The organism is Caviibacterium pharyngocola (assembly GCF_002795405.1).
GTDB classification, from domain to species: Bacteria; Pseudomonadota; Gammaproteobacteria; order Enterobacterales; family Pasteurellaceae; genus Caviibacterium; species Caviibacterium pharyngocola.
The window spans coordinates 1-15,952 of the sequence record NZ_PHGZ01000038.1 but is presented as its reverse complement, the minus strand read 5'-3'; the positions used below and the strand labels follow the sequence as shown (position 1 = coordinate 15,952).

14 protein-coding genes and 4 tRNA genes are annotated in these 15,952 nt (G+C 41.9%); 9 read left to right on the top strand and 9 right to left on the bottom strand.

Translation table 11 applies throughout. The features are described from left to right. The coding region (locus tag CVP04_RS11950) for an EF-Tu C-terminal domain-related protein (protein ID WP_479873616.1) at positions 1-245 on the top strand (245 nt) is incomplete at its 5' end. Between the two features lie 233 nt (positions 246-478). Here CVP04_RS11950 and CVP04_RS11945 read toward each other — a convergent pair. Both CVP04_RS11945 and CVP04_RS11940 read right to left on the bottom strand, forming a co-directional pair. Beyond that, complete coding sequence (locus CVP04_RS11945) at positions 479-973, bottom strand: YfbU family protein (RefSeq protein WP_100297727.1); 495 nt, start codon at positions 971-973, stop codon at positions 479-481. 12 nt (positions 974-985) lie between these two features. After that, positions 986-1,735, bottom strand: coding sequence for an MlaA family lipoprotein (locus tag CVP04_RS11940; protein WP_100297726.1), 750 nt, complete (start codon positions 1,733-1,735; stop codon positions 986-988). A gap of 318 nt (positions 1,736-2,053) precedes the next feature. On the opposite strand from CVP04_RS11940, the gene carA reads away from it, so the two are divergent. The 3 genes from carA (at position 2,054) to carB (ending at position 7,427) form a co-directional block, all read left to right on the top strand. Next, a complete protein-coding gene (carA, locus tag CVP04_RS11935) occupies positions 2,054-3,181 on the top strand; it encodes a glutamine-hydrolyzing carbamoyl-phosphate synthase small subunit (protein WP_100297725.1) in 1,128 nt (375 codons plus the stop codon). A 105-nt stretch (positions 3,182-3,286) separates the two neighbouring features. Continuing rightward, on the top strand, positions 3,287-4,123 hold the full coding sequence (locus tag CVP04_RS11930) for a PhzF family phenazine biosynthesis protein (protein ID WP_207761647.1): 837 nt from the start codon (positions 3,287-3,289) through the stop codon (positions 4,121-4,123). A 97-nt stretch (positions 4,124-4,220) separates the two neighbouring features. Continuing rightward, on the top strand, positions 4,221-7,427 hold the full coding sequence (gene carB, locus CVP04_RS11925) for a carbamoyl-phosphate synthase large subunit (RefSeq protein ID WP_100297723.1): 3,207 nt from the start codon (positions 4,221-4,223) through the stop codon (positions 7,425-7,427). A 47-nt stretch (positions 7,428-7,474) separates the two neighbouring features. Here carB and CVP04_RS11920 read toward each other — a convergent pair whose 3' ends face one another. The 7 genes from CVP04_RS11920 to coaA form a co-directional block, all read right to left on the bottom strand. Continuing rightward, positions 7,475-8,473 carry a substrate-binding domain-containing protein gene (locus CVP04_RS11920; protein WP_100297722.1) on the bottom strand — a complete coding sequence of 333 codons (999 nt, stop codon included), beginning with the start codon at positions 8,471-8,473 and terminating at the stop codon, positions 7,475-7,477. Between the two features lie 7 nt (positions 8,474-8,480). Next, positions 8,481-9,428 (bottom strand): ribokinase, encoded by a 948-nt coding sequence (gene rbsK / locus CVP04_RS11915; RefSeq protein ID WP_100297721.1) that lies wholly within the window; start codon positions 9,426-9,428, stop codon positions 8,481-8,483. 126 nt (positions 9,429-9,554) lie between these two features. Then, entirely contained in the window at positions 9,555-10,433 is an 879-nt protein-coding gene (gene rbsB, locus CVP04_RS11910; protein ID WP_100297720.1) for a ribose ABC transporter substrate-binding protein RbsB, read from the bottom strand. Positions 10,434-10,456: 23 nt separating this feature from the next. Beyond that, positions 10,457-11,419, bottom strand: a complete 963-nt coding sequence (rbsC, locus tag CVP04_RS11905) for a ribose ABC transporter permease (RefSeq protein ID WP_100297719.1) — start codon at positions 11,417-11,419, stop codon at positions 10,457-10,459. Between the two features lie 9 nt (positions 11,420-11,428). Next, positions 11,429-12,922, bottom strand: a complete 1,494-nt coding sequence (rbsA, locus tag CVP04_RS11900) for a ribose ABC transporter ATP-binding protein RbsA (RefSeq protein WP_100297718.1) — start codon at positions 12,920-12,922, stop codon at positions 11,429-11,431. A 25-nt stretch (positions 12,923-12,947) separates the two neighbouring features. Continuing rightward, complete coding sequence (rbsD, locus tag CVP04_RS11895) at positions 12,948-13,367, bottom strand: D-ribose pyranase (protein ID WP_100297717.1); 420 nt, start codon at positions 13,365-13,367, stop codon at positions 12,948-12,950. Positions 13,368-13,670: 303 nt separating this feature from the next. Next, positions 13,671-14,624 carry a type I pantothenate kinase gene (coaA, locus tag CVP04_RS11890; protein ID WP_100297716.1) on the bottom strand — a complete coding sequence of 318 codons (954 nt, stop codon included), beginning with the start codon at positions 14,622-14,624 and terminating at the stop codon, positions 13,671-13,673. 218 nt (positions 14,625-14,842) lie between these two features. Here coaA and CVP04_RS11885 point away from each other — a divergent pair. The 5 genes from CVP04_RS11885 to CVP04_RS11865 form a co-directional block, all read left to right on the top strand. Further along, positions 14,843-14,918, top strand: a tRNA-Thr gene (locus CVP04_RS11885). 31 nt (positions 14,919-14,949) lie between these two features. Continuing rightward, a tRNA-Tyr gene (locus CVP04_RS11880) sits at positions 14,950-15,034 on the top strand. 40 nt (positions 15,035-15,074) lie between these two features. Continuing rightward, a tRNA-Gly gene (locus CVP04_RS11875) sits at positions 15,075-15,149 on the top strand. 3 nt (positions 15,150-15,152) lie between these two features. Then, positions 15,153-15,228, top strand: a tRNA-Thr gene (locus CVP04_RS11870). A gap of 105 nt (positions 15,229-15,333) precedes the next feature. Further along, on the top strand, positions 15,334-15,952 hold a 619-nt coding region (locus CVP04_RS11865), incomplete at its 3' end, for a GTP-binding protein (RefSeq protein WP_133118474.1).

Below are 15,952 nucleotides of genomic sequence, written 5' to 3'. Positions count from 1 at the left end.
AAGAAGAAGGTGGACGTCATACTCCATTCTTCAAAGGTTACCGTCCACAGTTCTACTTCCGTACAACTGACGTAACAGGTACTATCGAGTTACCGGAAGGCGTAGAAATGGTAATGCCGGGCGACAACATCAAAATGACAGTAAGCTTGATTCACCCAATCGCGATGGACCAAGGTTTACGTTTCGCGATTCGTGAAGGCGGACGTACAGTTGGTGCTGGTGTGGTAGCGAAAATCATTAAATAATTTGTGGAAACGTGTTAAAAACGTTATCGACAGAAGAAAGGGTATCGAAAGATACCCTTTTTGTTATTCTAAATTAAGCCCCTTTATATATTCGCGCTAATTTCATATGGATTTTAGGTAAATGAATGAGGATTTTTATAGAAAGGGTAGAATATGAATAACAAATTTTTAAAATACCGCACTTTAGTTTCTTTTGAACAGGGAGCTTAAAGTGCGGTCGTGATTTTTAGTTTTTATGCATTCAAAATCTTCTGAATTTCAGCCATACTTAAATGATATTCGTGTGGACAGGTGCGCCAGATTTCGAGCATTTTGGAGTATTTATCCCACATTGGAGTTTGGGAATCGCAACCGTGTTCGCAGCGCATAAATTCTTGATATTTACCTTCTGTGCCGGTGATGAAACGCAAGTAATTGAGGTATTTTTTCTCACGCACGGCGCAATAGCCTGCAAATTGTAGTCGGTGTGGTGTGACGCTTGATTTATCACCTAAATTATTATAAGAAACTTGTAGGGCGTGATACATTTCTAACGTATCTAATACCGTGCGACATTCTTCTTCCGAAATATCGGAAAATTCTTTATCCAGCTCTTTAAGTTCTAAGCCGAAACCGCCTTTTACAATAGCTTCCAAGCGTTGATATTTTTTCGCATTATTCGGTTCCAATAATCCCATTAGTTTATATTGATTCGCGAGAATAAGGCGTTGTGTCGATGTCATTTCCATAGTAAGCTCCTTTTAGTCAACTTCGTTAAGTTCTTCTTTTGAAAGAGATTCTTCCGTTTTTTTTATTTCTCCGTCATTTACACGGTATTCCAAATTTTGATAATAAGCTTCGCGGAAAGTAATATACGGATCTTGCGCTTGATTGAGCAGCGCTTCTTTATCTAATGCCTTGGCACGCGTGTCGATGGCTTGAATACCCGATTTCACGAGTGACCAAGGTCCGCCTACCCAATGCCAGAACGGATAAGTTGCACCGACATTCAATGTCGTGCCGGTTGCCTGACGCGGTGTTGTTGCACCGTATGCCGGAAGCATAATATATGCGCCCGGCTCTATGCCGTAAGTGCCCAACGTATCCGCAAAATCACGTTCGTTTTCTATTTTAAGCGGATCGCTATAGCTCGCCCAGTCGATTAAACCGCCCAAGCCGAAAATGGTGTTGATCCAAAATCGGTTAAAGTGCACCATTGCTTTTTTGCCTTCGCCTTCCAGTAGTCGGCTGACAAAACTAATCGGTTCGTCAAGGTTGTTAGTAACGTTGGTCAAGCCTTTACGCACGGGAGACGGCACATATTCTTTCCAACCCGTCGCAACCGGTTTTAGTACATAGGGATCGGCGATTTTATAGTTAAAATCCCACATTACGCGGTTGAAACCCTCAAGCGGATCGTTTCGTTCGCCGGTTTGCGGATCAATCGACGCACAGCCGGTGAGAATTGCCGAGCCAAGTAATACGGCGGAAATAAAGTGTGTTCTTTTCATTTTAGGTTCTCTCGAATTAAAATTCTCTCCATTGTAACAACTTGTGTGCCAACTACAAAATAAATCATCCGGAATTATAAAGTTATTGTAAAAATGTGATTATTTATGTAAATTAAGTGAATAATTAATCATTTTATCGTTTGCGATTTTACTTGAATAGCGCTGAATAGTCCTTTAGAATAGGCGAGTTTAGCAAAAATTTGCTAAGTTATCGGAAAGGATTTAACAATAATTTACTCGTATGACAAAGTGCGGTGAATTTTTGCGTTAAATACGGGTTAATGAGCATTCGTAAGTGTTCGACCGAAAGGAGTTTTTATGTCTGAACAGGCAATTTTAGTATTAGCCGACGGTTCCGTTTTTTACGGTACATCCATCGGCGCCAATGGTCATACTATTGGTGAAGTGGTATTTAATACCTCAATGACCGGTTATCAAGAAATTCTAACCGACCCTTCTTATTTCAAACAAATCGTCACCCTCACTTATCCCCATATCGGCAACACCGGCGCAAATCTTGAAGATCTTGAAAGTAACGGCGTTTATGCGGCGGGTTTGATTATTCGCGATTTGCCGATGATTCACAGTAATTTCCGTGCCAATCAAAGTTTAAGCGATTATTTAAAAGCCAATAATGTGGTGGCGATTGCGGATATTGATACTCGCCGTTTAACGCGTATTTTGCGTGACAAAGGCGCACAAGCCGGTTGTATTATGACCGGCGAAATTGATGAGAAAAAAGCTTTAGAACTCGCCTTAAGCTTCGGTTCAATGGCGGGAAAAGATTTAGCTCAAGTGGTGACTTGCGAGAAAACTCATCAATGGATGCAAGGCGAATGGCAATTAGGCAAAGGTTATGTGGAAGCGCAAAATCCCGAATTTAACATCGTGGCTTATGACTTCGGCGTGAAACGTAATATTCTGCGTATGCTAGCGGAACGTGGCTGTAATATCACGGTCGTACCTGCCAAAACTTCCGCTGAAGAAGTTTTAGCGCTCAATCCTGACGGTATTTTCTTATCCAACGGCCCGGGCGATCCGGAACCTTGCGATTATGCCATTTCTGCCATTCAGACCTTATTAGCAACTAAAAAGCCGATTTTCGGTATCTGCTTAGGGCATCAATTATTAGGTTTGGCGTCCGGCGGTAAAACGAAAAAAATGGCATTCGGACACCACGGTGCAAACCATCCTGTGCAAGATTTGGATACGCAAAAAGTGATGATCACCAGCCAAAACCACGGTTTTGAAGTGGATGAACACAGCTTACCGCAAAACGTGCGCGTAACTCACCGCTCTTTATTTGATAATTCGGTGCAAGGCATTGAGCTGACGGATCAAGTGGCGTTTTCATTCCAAGGACACCCTGAAGCAAGTCCGGGCCCGAATGATGTGGCTTATTTATTTGATAAATTTATTGATGCGTTGCGTAATGCAAAAAAATAATGAATGTTGGGACGCACTGCGTGCGTCCGCAAACAAATTTACGTTATATCATTACGGACGCACACAGTGCGTCTCTACGGTCTGAAATAAATTGTTCCGGTAGAAATTATGCGCCAATATCCTTTTAAACTCGTCAACGTTTTTGCCGAAAGTCATTTCGGCGGCAACCCTTTGGCAGTTTTTTCCAATGCGGATGACTTGAACGATGAAGAAATGCAATTAATTGCTCGTCAGTTTAATCTGTCTGAAACTGTTTTTTTTCAGGCAGCCGCGGATAAAAGTGCGGTGCAAAAATTGCGAATTTTTACGCCCGGTTATGAACTTCCTTTTGCCGGACACCCGACGATTGGCTCGGCATTTGTGCTGAAGAAATTATTGGGCTTGTCTGATGATTATGTATTGCAAACAAAATCGGGATTAGTTGAAATTCGGCATCAAGGCGACATTATCACTCTCGCTTTAAAAAACGGCGTAAAAACTGTATCTTGCACATTCAGCTTAACAGAATGTGCAGAATTACTAGGGTTACAAACCGCCGATATTTTAAATGCCGTTTGGGTGGATACCGGTGCTAATCAGCTTCTAATTCGATTAACGTCAGAAAGTGCGGTAAAAAATTGCCAAATTAATACCGCACTTTTTAGCCAAATGCTGCCTAATCAATTAGCTTATTTGTGGTTTGTTGAAAATAATCACGCCAAAGTGCGGTTGTTTTTTCACGCAAACGGCACTGTCGCTGAAGATCCGGGTACGGGTTCGGCCGCGGCAAATTTAGGCGGTTGGGCGATTACGCAGGGTTTAACGTCGATTGATTGGACAATTAACCAGGGTGACGAAATGGGCAGACCGAACCGTTTATCCTTAAAAGTCGATGAAAATAAAACGATTTTTGTTGGCGGAAGAGTGATTGAAGTTGGTGAAGGGGTTTTTAATTTACCCTAATTAAATGTAGGGACATACTGCGTGTGTCCGCGGTCGAACGCAGTGCGACCCTACGAAATAAAAACAAATTACAAAATTTAATTAAAGAGATACCAAAATGCCAAAACGTACAGACATAAATACAATACTTATCATCGGCGCAGGTCCGATTGTGATCGGTCAGGCTTGTGAGTTTGACTATTCAGGGGCGCAGGCTTGTAAAGCTTTGCGTGAAGAAGGTTATAAAGTGGTATTGGTGAACTCCAATCCGGCGACCATTATGACCGATCCGAATATGGCAGATGTAACTTACATTGAGCCAATTAACTGGCAAAGTGTTGAGAAAATTATCGAAAAAGAACGCCCGGATGCGATTTTACCGACTATGGGCGGTCAAACGGCGTTGAACTGCGCCTTGGATTTATCCAAAAACGGCGTGTTGAAAAAATACGGCGTAGAATTAATCGGGGCAACGGAAGATGCCATTGATAAAGCGGAAGACCGTGGCCGCTTTAAAGAGGCGATGGAAAAAATCGGTTTAAATACGCCGAAATCTTTTGTTTGTCATACCTTTGAAGAAGCTTGGGCGGCACAAGCGGAAGTGGGTTTCCCGACCTTAATTCGTCCGTCTTTTACTATGGGCGGTTCAGGCGGCGGTATTGCTTATAACCGTGATGAATTTATGGCGATTTGTGAGCGTGGTTTCGACGCATCGCCAACCCACGAATTATTAATCGAACAGTCGGTTTTAGGTTGGAAAGAATATGAAATGGAAGTGGTGCGTGATAAAGCGGATAACTGCATTATCGTGTGTTCCATTGAAAACTTTGATCCGATGGGCGTGCATACGGGCGACTCCATTACCGTCGCACCGGCGCAAACTTTAACGGATAAAGAATATCAAATTATGCGTAATGCCAGCCTTGCGGTATTGCGTGAAATCGGCGTGGATACGGGCGGCTCTAACGTTCAATTTGCCATTAACCCTGCTAACGGCGAGATGATTGTTATTGAAATGAATCCTCGTGTGAGCCGTTCTTCTGCGCTTGCTTCTAAAGCGACAGGTTTCCCGATTGCCAAAGTAGCGGCGAAATTAGCGGTGGGTTATACCTTAAACGAATTACGCAACGATATTACAGGCGGTTTAATTCCTGCGTCCTTCGAGCCTTCAATCGACTATGTAGTAACAAAAGTACCACGTTTTGCCTTTGAAAAATTCCCGCAAGCGGACGATCGTTTAACTACGCAAATGAAATCCGTGGGCGAAGTAATGGCGATGGGGCGTACTTTCCAAGAAAGTTTACAAAAAGCATTGCGTGGTTTGGAAACAGGCATCTGCGGTTTCAATTTGCTTTCCGAAGAACCTGAAAAAATCCGTACCGAATTGGGCAACCCGGGCCCGAACCGTATTTTATATGTGGCGGACGCCTTTGGTGCTGGCTTTACCCTTGAAGAAGTGCATCATTATTCCAAAATCGATCCTTGGTTCTTAATCCAAATTCAGGATTTGGTGCAAGAAGAATTGGCGTTGGAAAAACGCACCTTGGATGAATTGGATTATGCGGAATTACGCCGTTTGAAACGCAAAGGTTTCTCCGATAAACGTATCGGACAATTAACTAAAGCAGGCGAAAGTGCGGTCAGAAATAAGAGAAATTCCTTAAATCTACACCCAGTTTATAAGCGTGTGGACACTTGTGCAGGGGAATTTACTTCTGATACCGCTTACCTTTATTCTAGCTATGAAGAAGAATGTGAAAGCCGTCCGAGTGATCGCAAGAAAATTATGATTTTAGGCGGTGGTCCGAACCGTATCGGTCAAGGGATTGAGTTCGACTATTGCTGTGTTCACGCCGCTCTTGCCTTGCGTGAAAGTGGTTTTGAAACCATTATGGTGAATTGCAACCCTGAGACCGTTTCAACGGATTTTGATACCTCTGACCGTTTATACTTCGAGCCGTTGACCTTGGAAGATGTGTTGGAAATTATCTATGTAGAAAAACCTTACGGCGTGATTGTGCATTACGGCGGTCAAACACCGCTTAAACTTGCCAATGCTTTGCACGAAAACGGGGTTAACATTATCGGTACGTCCGCAGACAGCATTGATGCGGCGGAAGACCGTGAACGTTTCCAAAAAATTCTGCAAGATCTAGGTTTAAAACAACCGAACAACCGCACGGCACGCAATGCACAAGAAGCGGTGCAATTAGCGGAAGAAGTGGGTTATCCGTTGGTGGTGCGTCCTTCTTATGTATTGGGCGGACGAGCAATGCAAATCGTGTATAACGTGGACGAACTTAATAAATATATGCGTGAAGCGGTGCAAGTGTCCGAAGACAGTCCGATTTTATTGGATCACTTCTTAAATAACGCCATTGAAGTGGACGTGGATTGTATTTGCGACGGCAAAGAAGTGATTATCGGCGGTATTATGCAACATATCGAACAAGCTGGTATTCACAGCGGCGACTCCGCTTGCTCTTTACCGCCTTATTCATTAAGCAAGGAAATTCAAGATGAAATCCGCCGTCAAACCGCTGCTATGGCGAAAGCCTTAAATGTGGTGGGTTTGATGAACGTACAATTTGCAGTGCAGGATAATGTGATTTATGTGCTTGAAGTCAACCCTCGTGCCAGCCGTACCGTACCCTTTGTAAGTAAATCCACCGGCAGACCGCTGGCGAAAATCGCCGCACGAGTAATGGCAGGCATCTCTTTAGCGGAACAACAAATTCAAGGCGAAATCATACCGCACTTTTATTCCGTGAAAGAAGCGGTGTTCCCATTCATCAAATTCCCGGGCGTGGATACTATTTTAGGACCTGAAATGCGTTCGACCGGTGAAGTAATGGGTGTTGGCAAAACCTTCTCCGAAGCTTTCTTAAAAGCCCAAACCGGCGCGAACGAACGTATTCCGAAAACGGGTAAAGTGTTCTTATCCGTTGATGATAATGACAAAATGCGTTTGTTACCGATCGCACGTCATTTACAAGAAGAAGGCTACGGCTTATGCGCCACAATGGGTACGGCGAAATTCTTGCGTGAAAACGGCGTGTTTACCCAAATCGTCAACAAAGTACGGGAAGGGCGTCCGAATATCGTCGATGCAATTAAAAACGGCGAAATCGCAATGGTCATCAACACTGTCGGCAGCCTTCCGGAAAGTGTCGCCGACAGCCACTCGATCCGCCGCAGCGCATTGCAGCAGAAGGTGTTTCTTCAAACAACTCTTGCAGGTGCAGAAGCATTAACCCAAGGTGTGAAGAGTTTGGATAGTTGGGATGTATATCCGTTGCAAACCTTACAACAATCGATTCAATAATCAGATGAAAAAGAGTACAGAAATGTACTCTTTTTTTTGAGGGGGAATCAGGATATTAGTCGTTTTACAGAAGAACGAATAATTAAACTCGGTTCCAGCATAAAAGTGCGGTGTTTTTTTTCCGGATTTTTGATTCGCGCTAATAGCGTATCCACCGCTAATTGTGCAAATAACTTTTTGGGTTGATGGATCGTGGTAAGCGGCGGTGACATATATTGAGCTAATTCAATGTTGTCATAGCCGATAATAGAAATATCTTGCGGAATCTGCAAGCCCGCCACCCACGCGGCTTGATACGCGCCGACAGCCATTGCATCACTACAAGCAAAAACGGCCGTCGGGCGTTGTTTTTGTTTAAGTAAGCTTTGCATAGCTTGAATACCACCTTCAAAATGGAAATGTTTTTCAATAATCCATTCTTCACGCAAAGGAATATTTGCTTCTTGTAATGCTTTTTTGTAGCCGTTTAATCGATTGACGGCTAAGGATTTCTTAAAACTACCGGTTAAAATTGCAATATCCTGATGTCCCATTTCAATTAAATAACGTGTTGCTAAATAGCCGCCTAATTCCGAGTTTTCAAATATTTTGTCCGCATTTAATTCCTCCGGCCACCAATCCATAATGACACTAGGTAATTTCAAACAAAAATCAGTGCTTTGAAAATGACTTTCTGTACACATTAGCAATACACCGTCCACTTGTTTTTGTGCGAAAAGCTGTAAGTTTTTTTGTACAAGCTCGTCATCATCATTCGTGTTGGTCAGGATTAATTGATAATTTTGCTGATGACAATAGCGCTCCACTTCCGCTACAACTTGGGCAAAAAAAGGGTTATTACTTGCCGTGACTAGCATACCGATGGTTTTAGTTTCTTTTATTTTTAAACTACGTGCCAGAACAGAAGGGGTATAGTTTAATTCATCTACGACACGCATTACTTTTTGCCGCACTTCTTCGCTGACAAAACGAGAATTATTAATAACGTGAGAAACCGTGGATGTTGAAACTTTCGCCAAACGGGCGATATCTTTCATTGTTGTCATAATCTTTTTATTGTCGAGCTAAAAAATTATCCGTTTCTAAACGACTTGGAATAGAAGGTTGCGCACCTTTACAGGTTACGCTGATCGCTGCTGCTGCGTGAGCAAAACGGATAGCATCAAATAAGGACCTTTCTTCTAAAAGTGCGGTTAAAAATGCGCCGTTAAAAGTATCTCCGGCAGCGGTAGTATCTACGGCATTTACTCTAAATCCGCTGATGATTTGCCCTTCAATTTTTCCGCTTTGTTGTTGGCTGATATAAACGCCTTTTGAACCCAAAGTAATCAATACGGTTTCAATACCTTTTTGATGAAAAACTTGCGCAGCCAGTACTGCACTTTGTTCATCTTTCACTTGAATACCGGTTAAAATTTCCGTTTCTGTTTCATTCGGCGTAATTATATCCAATAAACCCAGTAATTCATCAGATAACGGACGAGCAGGTGCCGGGTTAAGTACGACTTTCGTACCTTGGCTTTGTGCTAATTTTGCTGCTGCCAATATCGCATCCAAGGGGGTTTCCAACTGCATTAACAGATAATCCGCCTGTCGGATTTTATCTTCATGTTGCGCCACAACTTCCGCAGTCAATGCCCCATTTGCTCCGGCAGAAATAACAATACTGTTTTCACCACTTTCCGCCACTTGAATCATTGCTACACCGGTGGTTTCCCCTGCAATTTCATTCACCGCCGAGACATCTAAACCGTCTTGCTCAAAGGCTTTTTTCATAGCACGACCAATTTCATCGGAACCGATACAGCCGATAAAATTCACTTTATTGCCTAGGCTGAAATCCGTCAAACGAGCTGCTGCAACCGCTTGATTAGCACCTTTGCCTCCATAAGCTATATGATATTGGCTCCCTGTTAGGGTTTCTCCCGGGCGGGCAAAGTGCGGTACTGAAATAACGTGATCTGCATTGATACTGCCGAGAATGGTGAGAACTTTAGACATAGCGTATCCTTGTAGGGACGCACTGCGTGCGTCCAAAAATGTTTCATAATCAAATAATGGTTGGGATTTCATATGACGGACGCACGTAGTGCGTCCTTACATATGAGCGAATTAAAAATAAGTTTTTTATTCCGTAACTACTTTTAAATCAACCGGAATTTTTTCTGCAACGGTTTCGCCTTTTAAGACTTTATCCGCTGTTTCTACGCCAAGACTACCGATTAACTCAGGTTGTTGGGCAATGGTTGCGGCTAATTTACCACTTTTTACCGCTTTCACGCCATCATCTGTGCCGTCAAAACCTACGACTAACACTTTTTTGTTTGCCGCACTGATAGCTCGTAATGCACCTAACGCCATTTCATCATTTTGAGCAAATACCGCTTGTACTGCAGATTTTGAAGCAAGTAAATTTTCCATGACATTTAAGCCTTTGGTACGGTCAAAATCTGCCGGTTGGCTGGCAAGTACATCAAATTTATGTTCATCAATAGCCTGTTTAAAGCCTTCGCCACGTTCACGAGCGGCAGATGTACCGGCAATACCTTCAAGTTGAATCACTTTTGCACCTGCACCTAATTTTTGAGCAATAAAATCACCTGCCATTTTACCGCCTGCTACGTTATCTGATGCAATATGGCTTACCACTTTACCTTTTGCTGCACCACGGTCAAGAGTAATAACCGGAATGTTGTTACGATTAGCAATAGCTACGGCACTGGAAACAGCTTCACTGTCAGTTGGGTTAATTAATAACACTTTTGCACCACGAACCGTTAAGTCTTCTACGTTGGCAAGTTCTTTTGCCGGATCGTTTTGTGAGTCTAATACCACTAATTTGTAACCTAACTCATCTGCTTTTTTCTGCGCTCCATCTTTTAATGAAACGAAAAACGGATTATCCAAAGTCGATACGGCAAGCGCCAAAGTATCTTGTGCTATGCTGCTTGCGCTGAACGCTAAAGTTGCCATTAAAGCAGATGCGATTGTGGTTAATTTTTTCATATTAAATCTCCTGTGAGTTAAGTTTATGCTTTTTTACTGCCTAAATAGTTATCGGCAAGAACAGCTACCAAAATAACCAATGCTTTTGCTATCATTTGATAGTAAGAAGAAATATCTAATAAATTCAATGCGTTGTTTAGGAAGCCGATAATTAACGCTCCGATTAAGGTTCCCATCACTCGACCTTTACCACCCATTAAACTGGTTCCGCCGACTACCACAGCCGCAATAGCATCCAATTCATAAGATACCCCTGCAGTCGGTTGTGCCGATGAAAGGCGAGAAGTCACGATCAGTCCTGCAAGTGCAGACAAGAAGCCGCTTACGGCAAAAACAAAGACTTTGATTTTGTTGACATTAATACCGGAAAGTTGGGTCGCATTTTCGTTACCGCCTAAGGCATAAATATAACGTCCGATTTTGCAGTGGGTTAAAATGTACCACGCCACCGTAAACACAATCACCATTAACCAAATTGGCACTGGAATACCTAATAAATAGCCCGTACCTAAATAAGTAAAGCTATCTGCAGCATCAGAAAATCCTGTACTAATTGGGCGACCATCGGTATAAACCATGGTGACGCCACGCAATAATGTCATAGTAACTAAGGTAGCAATAAAGGCTTGCACTTTCCCTTTTGCTACAATAAAACCACTGATACTACCTAATAATGTGCCGAATAATAAAGTCAAAGGAATCACTACAAAAATAGAAAGTTCTAAACCTACCATTGACGCAGCGATTGCTCCGGTTAATGCTAAAACGGAACCGACCGATAAATCGATCCCTGCAATTAAAATCACAAAAGTCATCCCTACGGCAATAATGGCATTGACCGATGTTTGACGCAGAATATTTAAAATATTATCAAGGCTGAAAAAATCAGGGTTGATCATAGACACAATGGTTATCAACACCAATAATGCGATGACCGAGCGTTGTTCTAATAAAAATTTTCCCAATTTAAAAGATGATGAATTCATATAATCCCCTTAATGATGCTTACCGATTGCCGCAGCGAGTAGTTTTTCTTGAGTGGCTTCTTCACGCTCGAATTCCGCACTGATTTTTCCTTCATGCATAACTAAAATTCTATCGCTCATACCCAACACTTCCGGCATTTCTGATGATACTAAAATAATGCTCAAACCTTCTTGCTTGAATTTATTGATAAGCTGATAAATTTCTTTTTTCGCCCCCACATCAACACCTCTTGTGGGTTCGTCTAGAATTAATACATCAGGTTGGGTCATTAGTCCTTTCGCAATGGCGACTTTTTGTTGATTACCTCCGGAAAGTAAACCTATTTGTTGTTCCCGACTTGGTGTTTTGATATTGAACAATTCAATAAAATCATCCACCACCATTCGTTCTTGTTGATGATTTACTTTGCCCAAATGAGAAAGATGATCCAAAGCAGTCAGCGACATATTTTCCTTAACCGACATTCCTAAAATTAAACCGTCCCCTTTGCGATCTTCGGAAATATACACAATACCGTTGTGCAAGCCGTCTTGTGGACATTGATTAGATATTTCTCGATTATTTAACCGCACTTTACCCTTTTCTTTCGACAATGCACCGTATAACACTTTCATTACTTCAGTACGACCGGCGCCCATTAATCCTGAAATACCTAAAATCTCGCCTCGATAAAGTTTAAAACTCACATCATGAACACCGCTACCTGACAGGTTTTCTACTTCCAAGCGAATGTCGCCTTTGGCTTGTTCAATGTGCGGATATTGCTCTTCCAAACGGCGACCGACCATCATTTCAATTAAACGATCTTCATTCAAATCCACCACCGCACTTTCGCCAATAAATTGCCCATCACGTAAAACAGTCACACCATCGCAAATCTCAAAAATTTCCTTGATACGGTGAGAAATATAGACAATGCCACAACCTTGTCCTTTCAATTCTCTAATTACCTTAAACAAGGTTTCGGTTTCCGTATCTGTAAGTGCATCAGTAGGTTCATCCATAATAATGACTTTAGATTCAAAACTTAGAGCTTTAGCAATTTCCACCATTTGCTGCTCACCGATAGAAAGCTCAGAACAAAGTTGGTTGCTTTGAAAATCCACATTCAAACGAGCCAATAATTTATCGGCTTCTTGGTGCATTTTTTTCCAATCAATCGCCCCCCAAGGCGTAGTAAACTCACGACCCAAAAAAATATTTTCAGCAATACTTAAATTGCCCACCAAATTCAATTCTTGGTGGATAATGCTAATCCCCGCTTCCTGTGAATGTTTCGGACCTTTAAAATTCACCGCTTGTCCTAAATATTCAATGGTGCCGCTGTCTTTACTGTAAATCCCCGTTAAGACTTTCATTAATGTGGATTTACCCGCTCCATTTTCCCCCATTAACGCCATAGCACGACCGGCATAAACGGACAAACAAGCATTACTTAAGGCTTTTACTCCGGGAAAGGATTTATCAACACCGCTAATTTTGAGCAAGATTTCTGCTTGCATAAATTTCCCTCAAACTCTCAATTCATTAAAACGGCACACCCGAATATAAAATCACATTCGCATAAGGTGAACATTCCCCTGTACGCACAATCCCCTTACTATCGCCTGTTAATGCTTTAAATTCTTCATGTGGCACATATTCAATAGCGATTTGATTACTTTGTTTTTGTTCCAATTCACTTAATTGTGCCAAAAGTGCGGTATGAGTTTGTGGATTTTTTTGTTTGATTTCTTCTGCAATAACAGCTTTTTCTACAAACATTTCTTCAACAACTACATTAACGGTTTGTAAAAAATTCGGCACGCCGGCAGTCAATGCCAAATCAATGCGTTCTACAAATTCCGGAATAGGCAAACCGGCATCGCAAATAGTTAGGCTATCCGTATGCCCCAGCGTAGCAATATTGTGGGAAAGTTGAGCGTTCAAAAGTGCGGTCTTTTTCATAATATTTCTCCTAACTTCAAGCCATTTAATGCGTTTTTAGCTCATCGAAACGTTTCGATGATATGGGAAGTTTAAGAGAAAAATAAATAAAAGAAAAAAGTAATATTCAAAATTGTGAAGAAGATCAAAAAATTTATTATGTTTTAATTTGAAAGTTCGTTAATTAGTGAAAAAGGTGGTTACTGAATTTTTTAATAAGTAGTGTGGTGGGAATGTGTGTACCGCACGATTGGTTAAACATTTTAACAGTAATAATCCGACATAATTTTGCAAAATTCATACCAAAGTGCGCTCATTTTTTTATTATTTTCTCAACTTCACCAATTCAACCGCGTGATCCGGGCCTTTTTTTAGGATTAAATTTGCTCGTTCGCGTGTGGGTGAAATATTTTGTTTTAGGTTTAGTCCGTTAATGTCATCCCAAATTTTGCTGGCGGTTTCAATGGCTTCTTGTTTGGATAAGCCGGCGTAATGTTTGAAATAAGAATTCGGATCGTTAAATGCGCTTAAACGGAATTTTAAGAAACGGCGAATGTACCATTCTTTTAATAAGATTTCTTCGGCATCGACAAAAATCGAGAAATCTACAAAGTCGGAGACGAAGATTTGGTTGGCTTTGTTGCCGCCGGTTTGTAAAACGTTCAGACCTTCTAATATAAGAATATCCGGTTGATCTACGATATCAAATTGATCCGGAACGATGTCATAAGTGAGGTGCGAATAGATCGGCGCTTCCACATTAGGTTTTCCCGATTTTACATCGGCTAAAAAGCGGATTAGGCGTTGTGTATCATACGAAATCGGGAAACCTTTTCGATGTAATAAGTTATCTTTTTTTAGTTTTTCCAGTGGGTGCAGAAAACCGTCGGTCGTGATTAAATCGACTTTGCGTACATCGGGCCAGTTTGATAATAAAGATTGTAGAATCCGTGCCGAAGTGCTTTTCCCGACTGCCACGCTACCGGCGATACTGATAATATAAGGTACTTTGGGATTATGTCCGCCAAGGAAACGGTTTAGTACGGTTTGGCGGCGTAAGTTTTCTTCTATATAGTAGTTAATTAGACGGGCAAGCGGTAAATAAATCGTACTGACTTCATCCAGTGAAAGATCTTCATTAAAACCTAGCAACGGTTTAAGGTCTTGTTCGGTTAATTTTAACGGAACGGATTTACGCAATTCAGCCCATTGTTGACGGTTAAACGTTAAAAACGGTGTGTATTGGCTGGAAAAAAAGGTTGAGTCGGATAATTTCACAAGCGTTCTTCGGTTATTCAAATAAAAATCTTATGTGGAAATATTACATTATAAATAGGCATTCGAGCAGAATTATTTTGCCGGAATTGTCACTTTTTTATAAAATTTATACGTTTTGTTTGAGAAATAGGCGAATAATCAAAAAAAAATGTTTTTTTGCAAAAAAACGCTTGTCAGCGATAAAAATTTCCCTATAATACGCCTCACTTGCTTACGACGCCGACTTAGCTCAGTAGGTAGAGCAACTGACTTGTAATCAGTAGGTCATCAGTTCGATTCCGATAGTCGGCACCATTTCATCGTGATCAAGTTATTCATTTTGCGTGGAGGGATTCCCGAGCGGCCAAAGGGAGCAGACTGTAAATCTGCCGGCTCAGCCTTCGAAGGTTCGAATCCTTCTCCCTCCACCATTTTTAGATGAATTCTGATGGGACAGATGAATTTAGGACTGCGGGCATCGTATAATGGCTATTACCTCAGCCTTCCAAGCTGATGATGCGGGTTCGATTCCCGCTGCCCGCTCCAAGCGCTGATATAGCTCAGTTGGTAGAGCGCACCCTTGGTAAGGGTGAGGTCGGCGGTTCAAATCCGCCTATCAGCACCACTCTTTTATTTACCTTCCCGTTGATTTAAACCTGAAATTTCAATTAATTGGTTAATGTGGTATATTGAACCATCGATAACCGTGTTTCTCTAGAGGGACTTCTTAATGTCTAAAGAAAAATTTGAACGTACAAAACCGCACGTTAACGTGGGTACAATCGGCCACGTTGACCACGGTAAAACAACTTTAACAGCAGCGATCACAACTGTATTAGCGAAACACTTCGGTGGTGCAGCTCGTGCATTCGACCAAATCGACAACGCGCCAGAAGAAAAAGCGCGTGGTATCACCATCAACACATCACACGTTGAGTACGATACAGAAACTCGTCACTACGCACACGTTGACTGTCCGGGACACGCCGACTATGTAAAAAATATGATTACCGGTGCGGCACAAATGGACGGTGCTATCTTAGTAGTAGCGGCGACAGACGGTCCAATGCCACAAACTCGTGAGCACATCCTTTTAGGTCGTCAAGTAGGCGTACCATACATCATCGTATTCTTAAACAAATGCGATATGGTGGATGACGAAGAATTATTAGAATTAGTTGAAATGGAAGTGCGTGAACTTCTATCTCAATACGACTTCCCGGGTGATGACACCCCAATCGTGCGTGGTTCAGCATTACAAGCATTAAACGGCGTACCAGAATGGGAAGAAAAAATTCTTGAGTTAGCAAACCACTTAGATACCTACATTCCAGAACCTGAACGTGCGG

Excerpts from the sequence above, each read along its gene's own strand:
- CVP04_RS11945 (WP_100297727.1), bottom strand. The coding sequence starts at position 973 with ATGGAAATGACATCGACACAACGCCTTATTCTCGCGAATCAATATAAA.
- CVP04_RS11940 (WP_100297726.1), bottom strand. The coding sequence starts at position 1,735 with ATGAAAAGAACACACTTTATTTCCGCCGTATTACTTGGCTCGGCAATT.
- carA (WP_100297725.1), top strand. The coding sequence starts at position 2,054 with ATGTCTGAACAGGCAATTTTAGTATTAGCCGACGGTTCCGTTTTTTAC.
- carB (WP_100297723.1), top strand. The coding sequence starts at position 4,221 with ATGCCAAAACGTACAGACATAAATACAATACTTATCATCGGCGCAGGT.
- CVP04_RS11920 (WP_100297722.1), bottom strand. The coding sequence starts at position 8,473 with ATGACAACAATGAAAGATATCGCCCGTTTGGCGAAAGTTTCAACATCC.
- rbsK (WP_100297721.1), bottom strand. The coding sequence starts at position 9,428 with ATGTCTAAAGTTCTCACCATTCTCGGCAGTATCAATGCAGATCACGTT.
- rbsB (WP_100297720.1), bottom strand. The coding sequence starts at position 10,433 with ATGAAAAAATTAACCACAATCGCATCTGCTTTAATGGCAACTTTAGCG.
- rbsC (WP_100297719.1), bottom strand. The coding sequence starts at position 11,419 with ATGAATTCATCATCTTTTAAATTGGGAAAATTTTTATTAGAACAACGC.
- rbsA (WP_100297718.1), bottom strand. The coding sequence starts at position 12,922 with ATGCAAGCAGAAATCTTGCTCAAAATTAGCGGTGTTGATAAATCCTTT.
- rbsD (WP_100297717.1), bottom strand. The coding sequence starts at position 13,367 with ATGAAAAAGACCGCACTTTTGAACGCTCAACTTTCCCACAATATTGCT.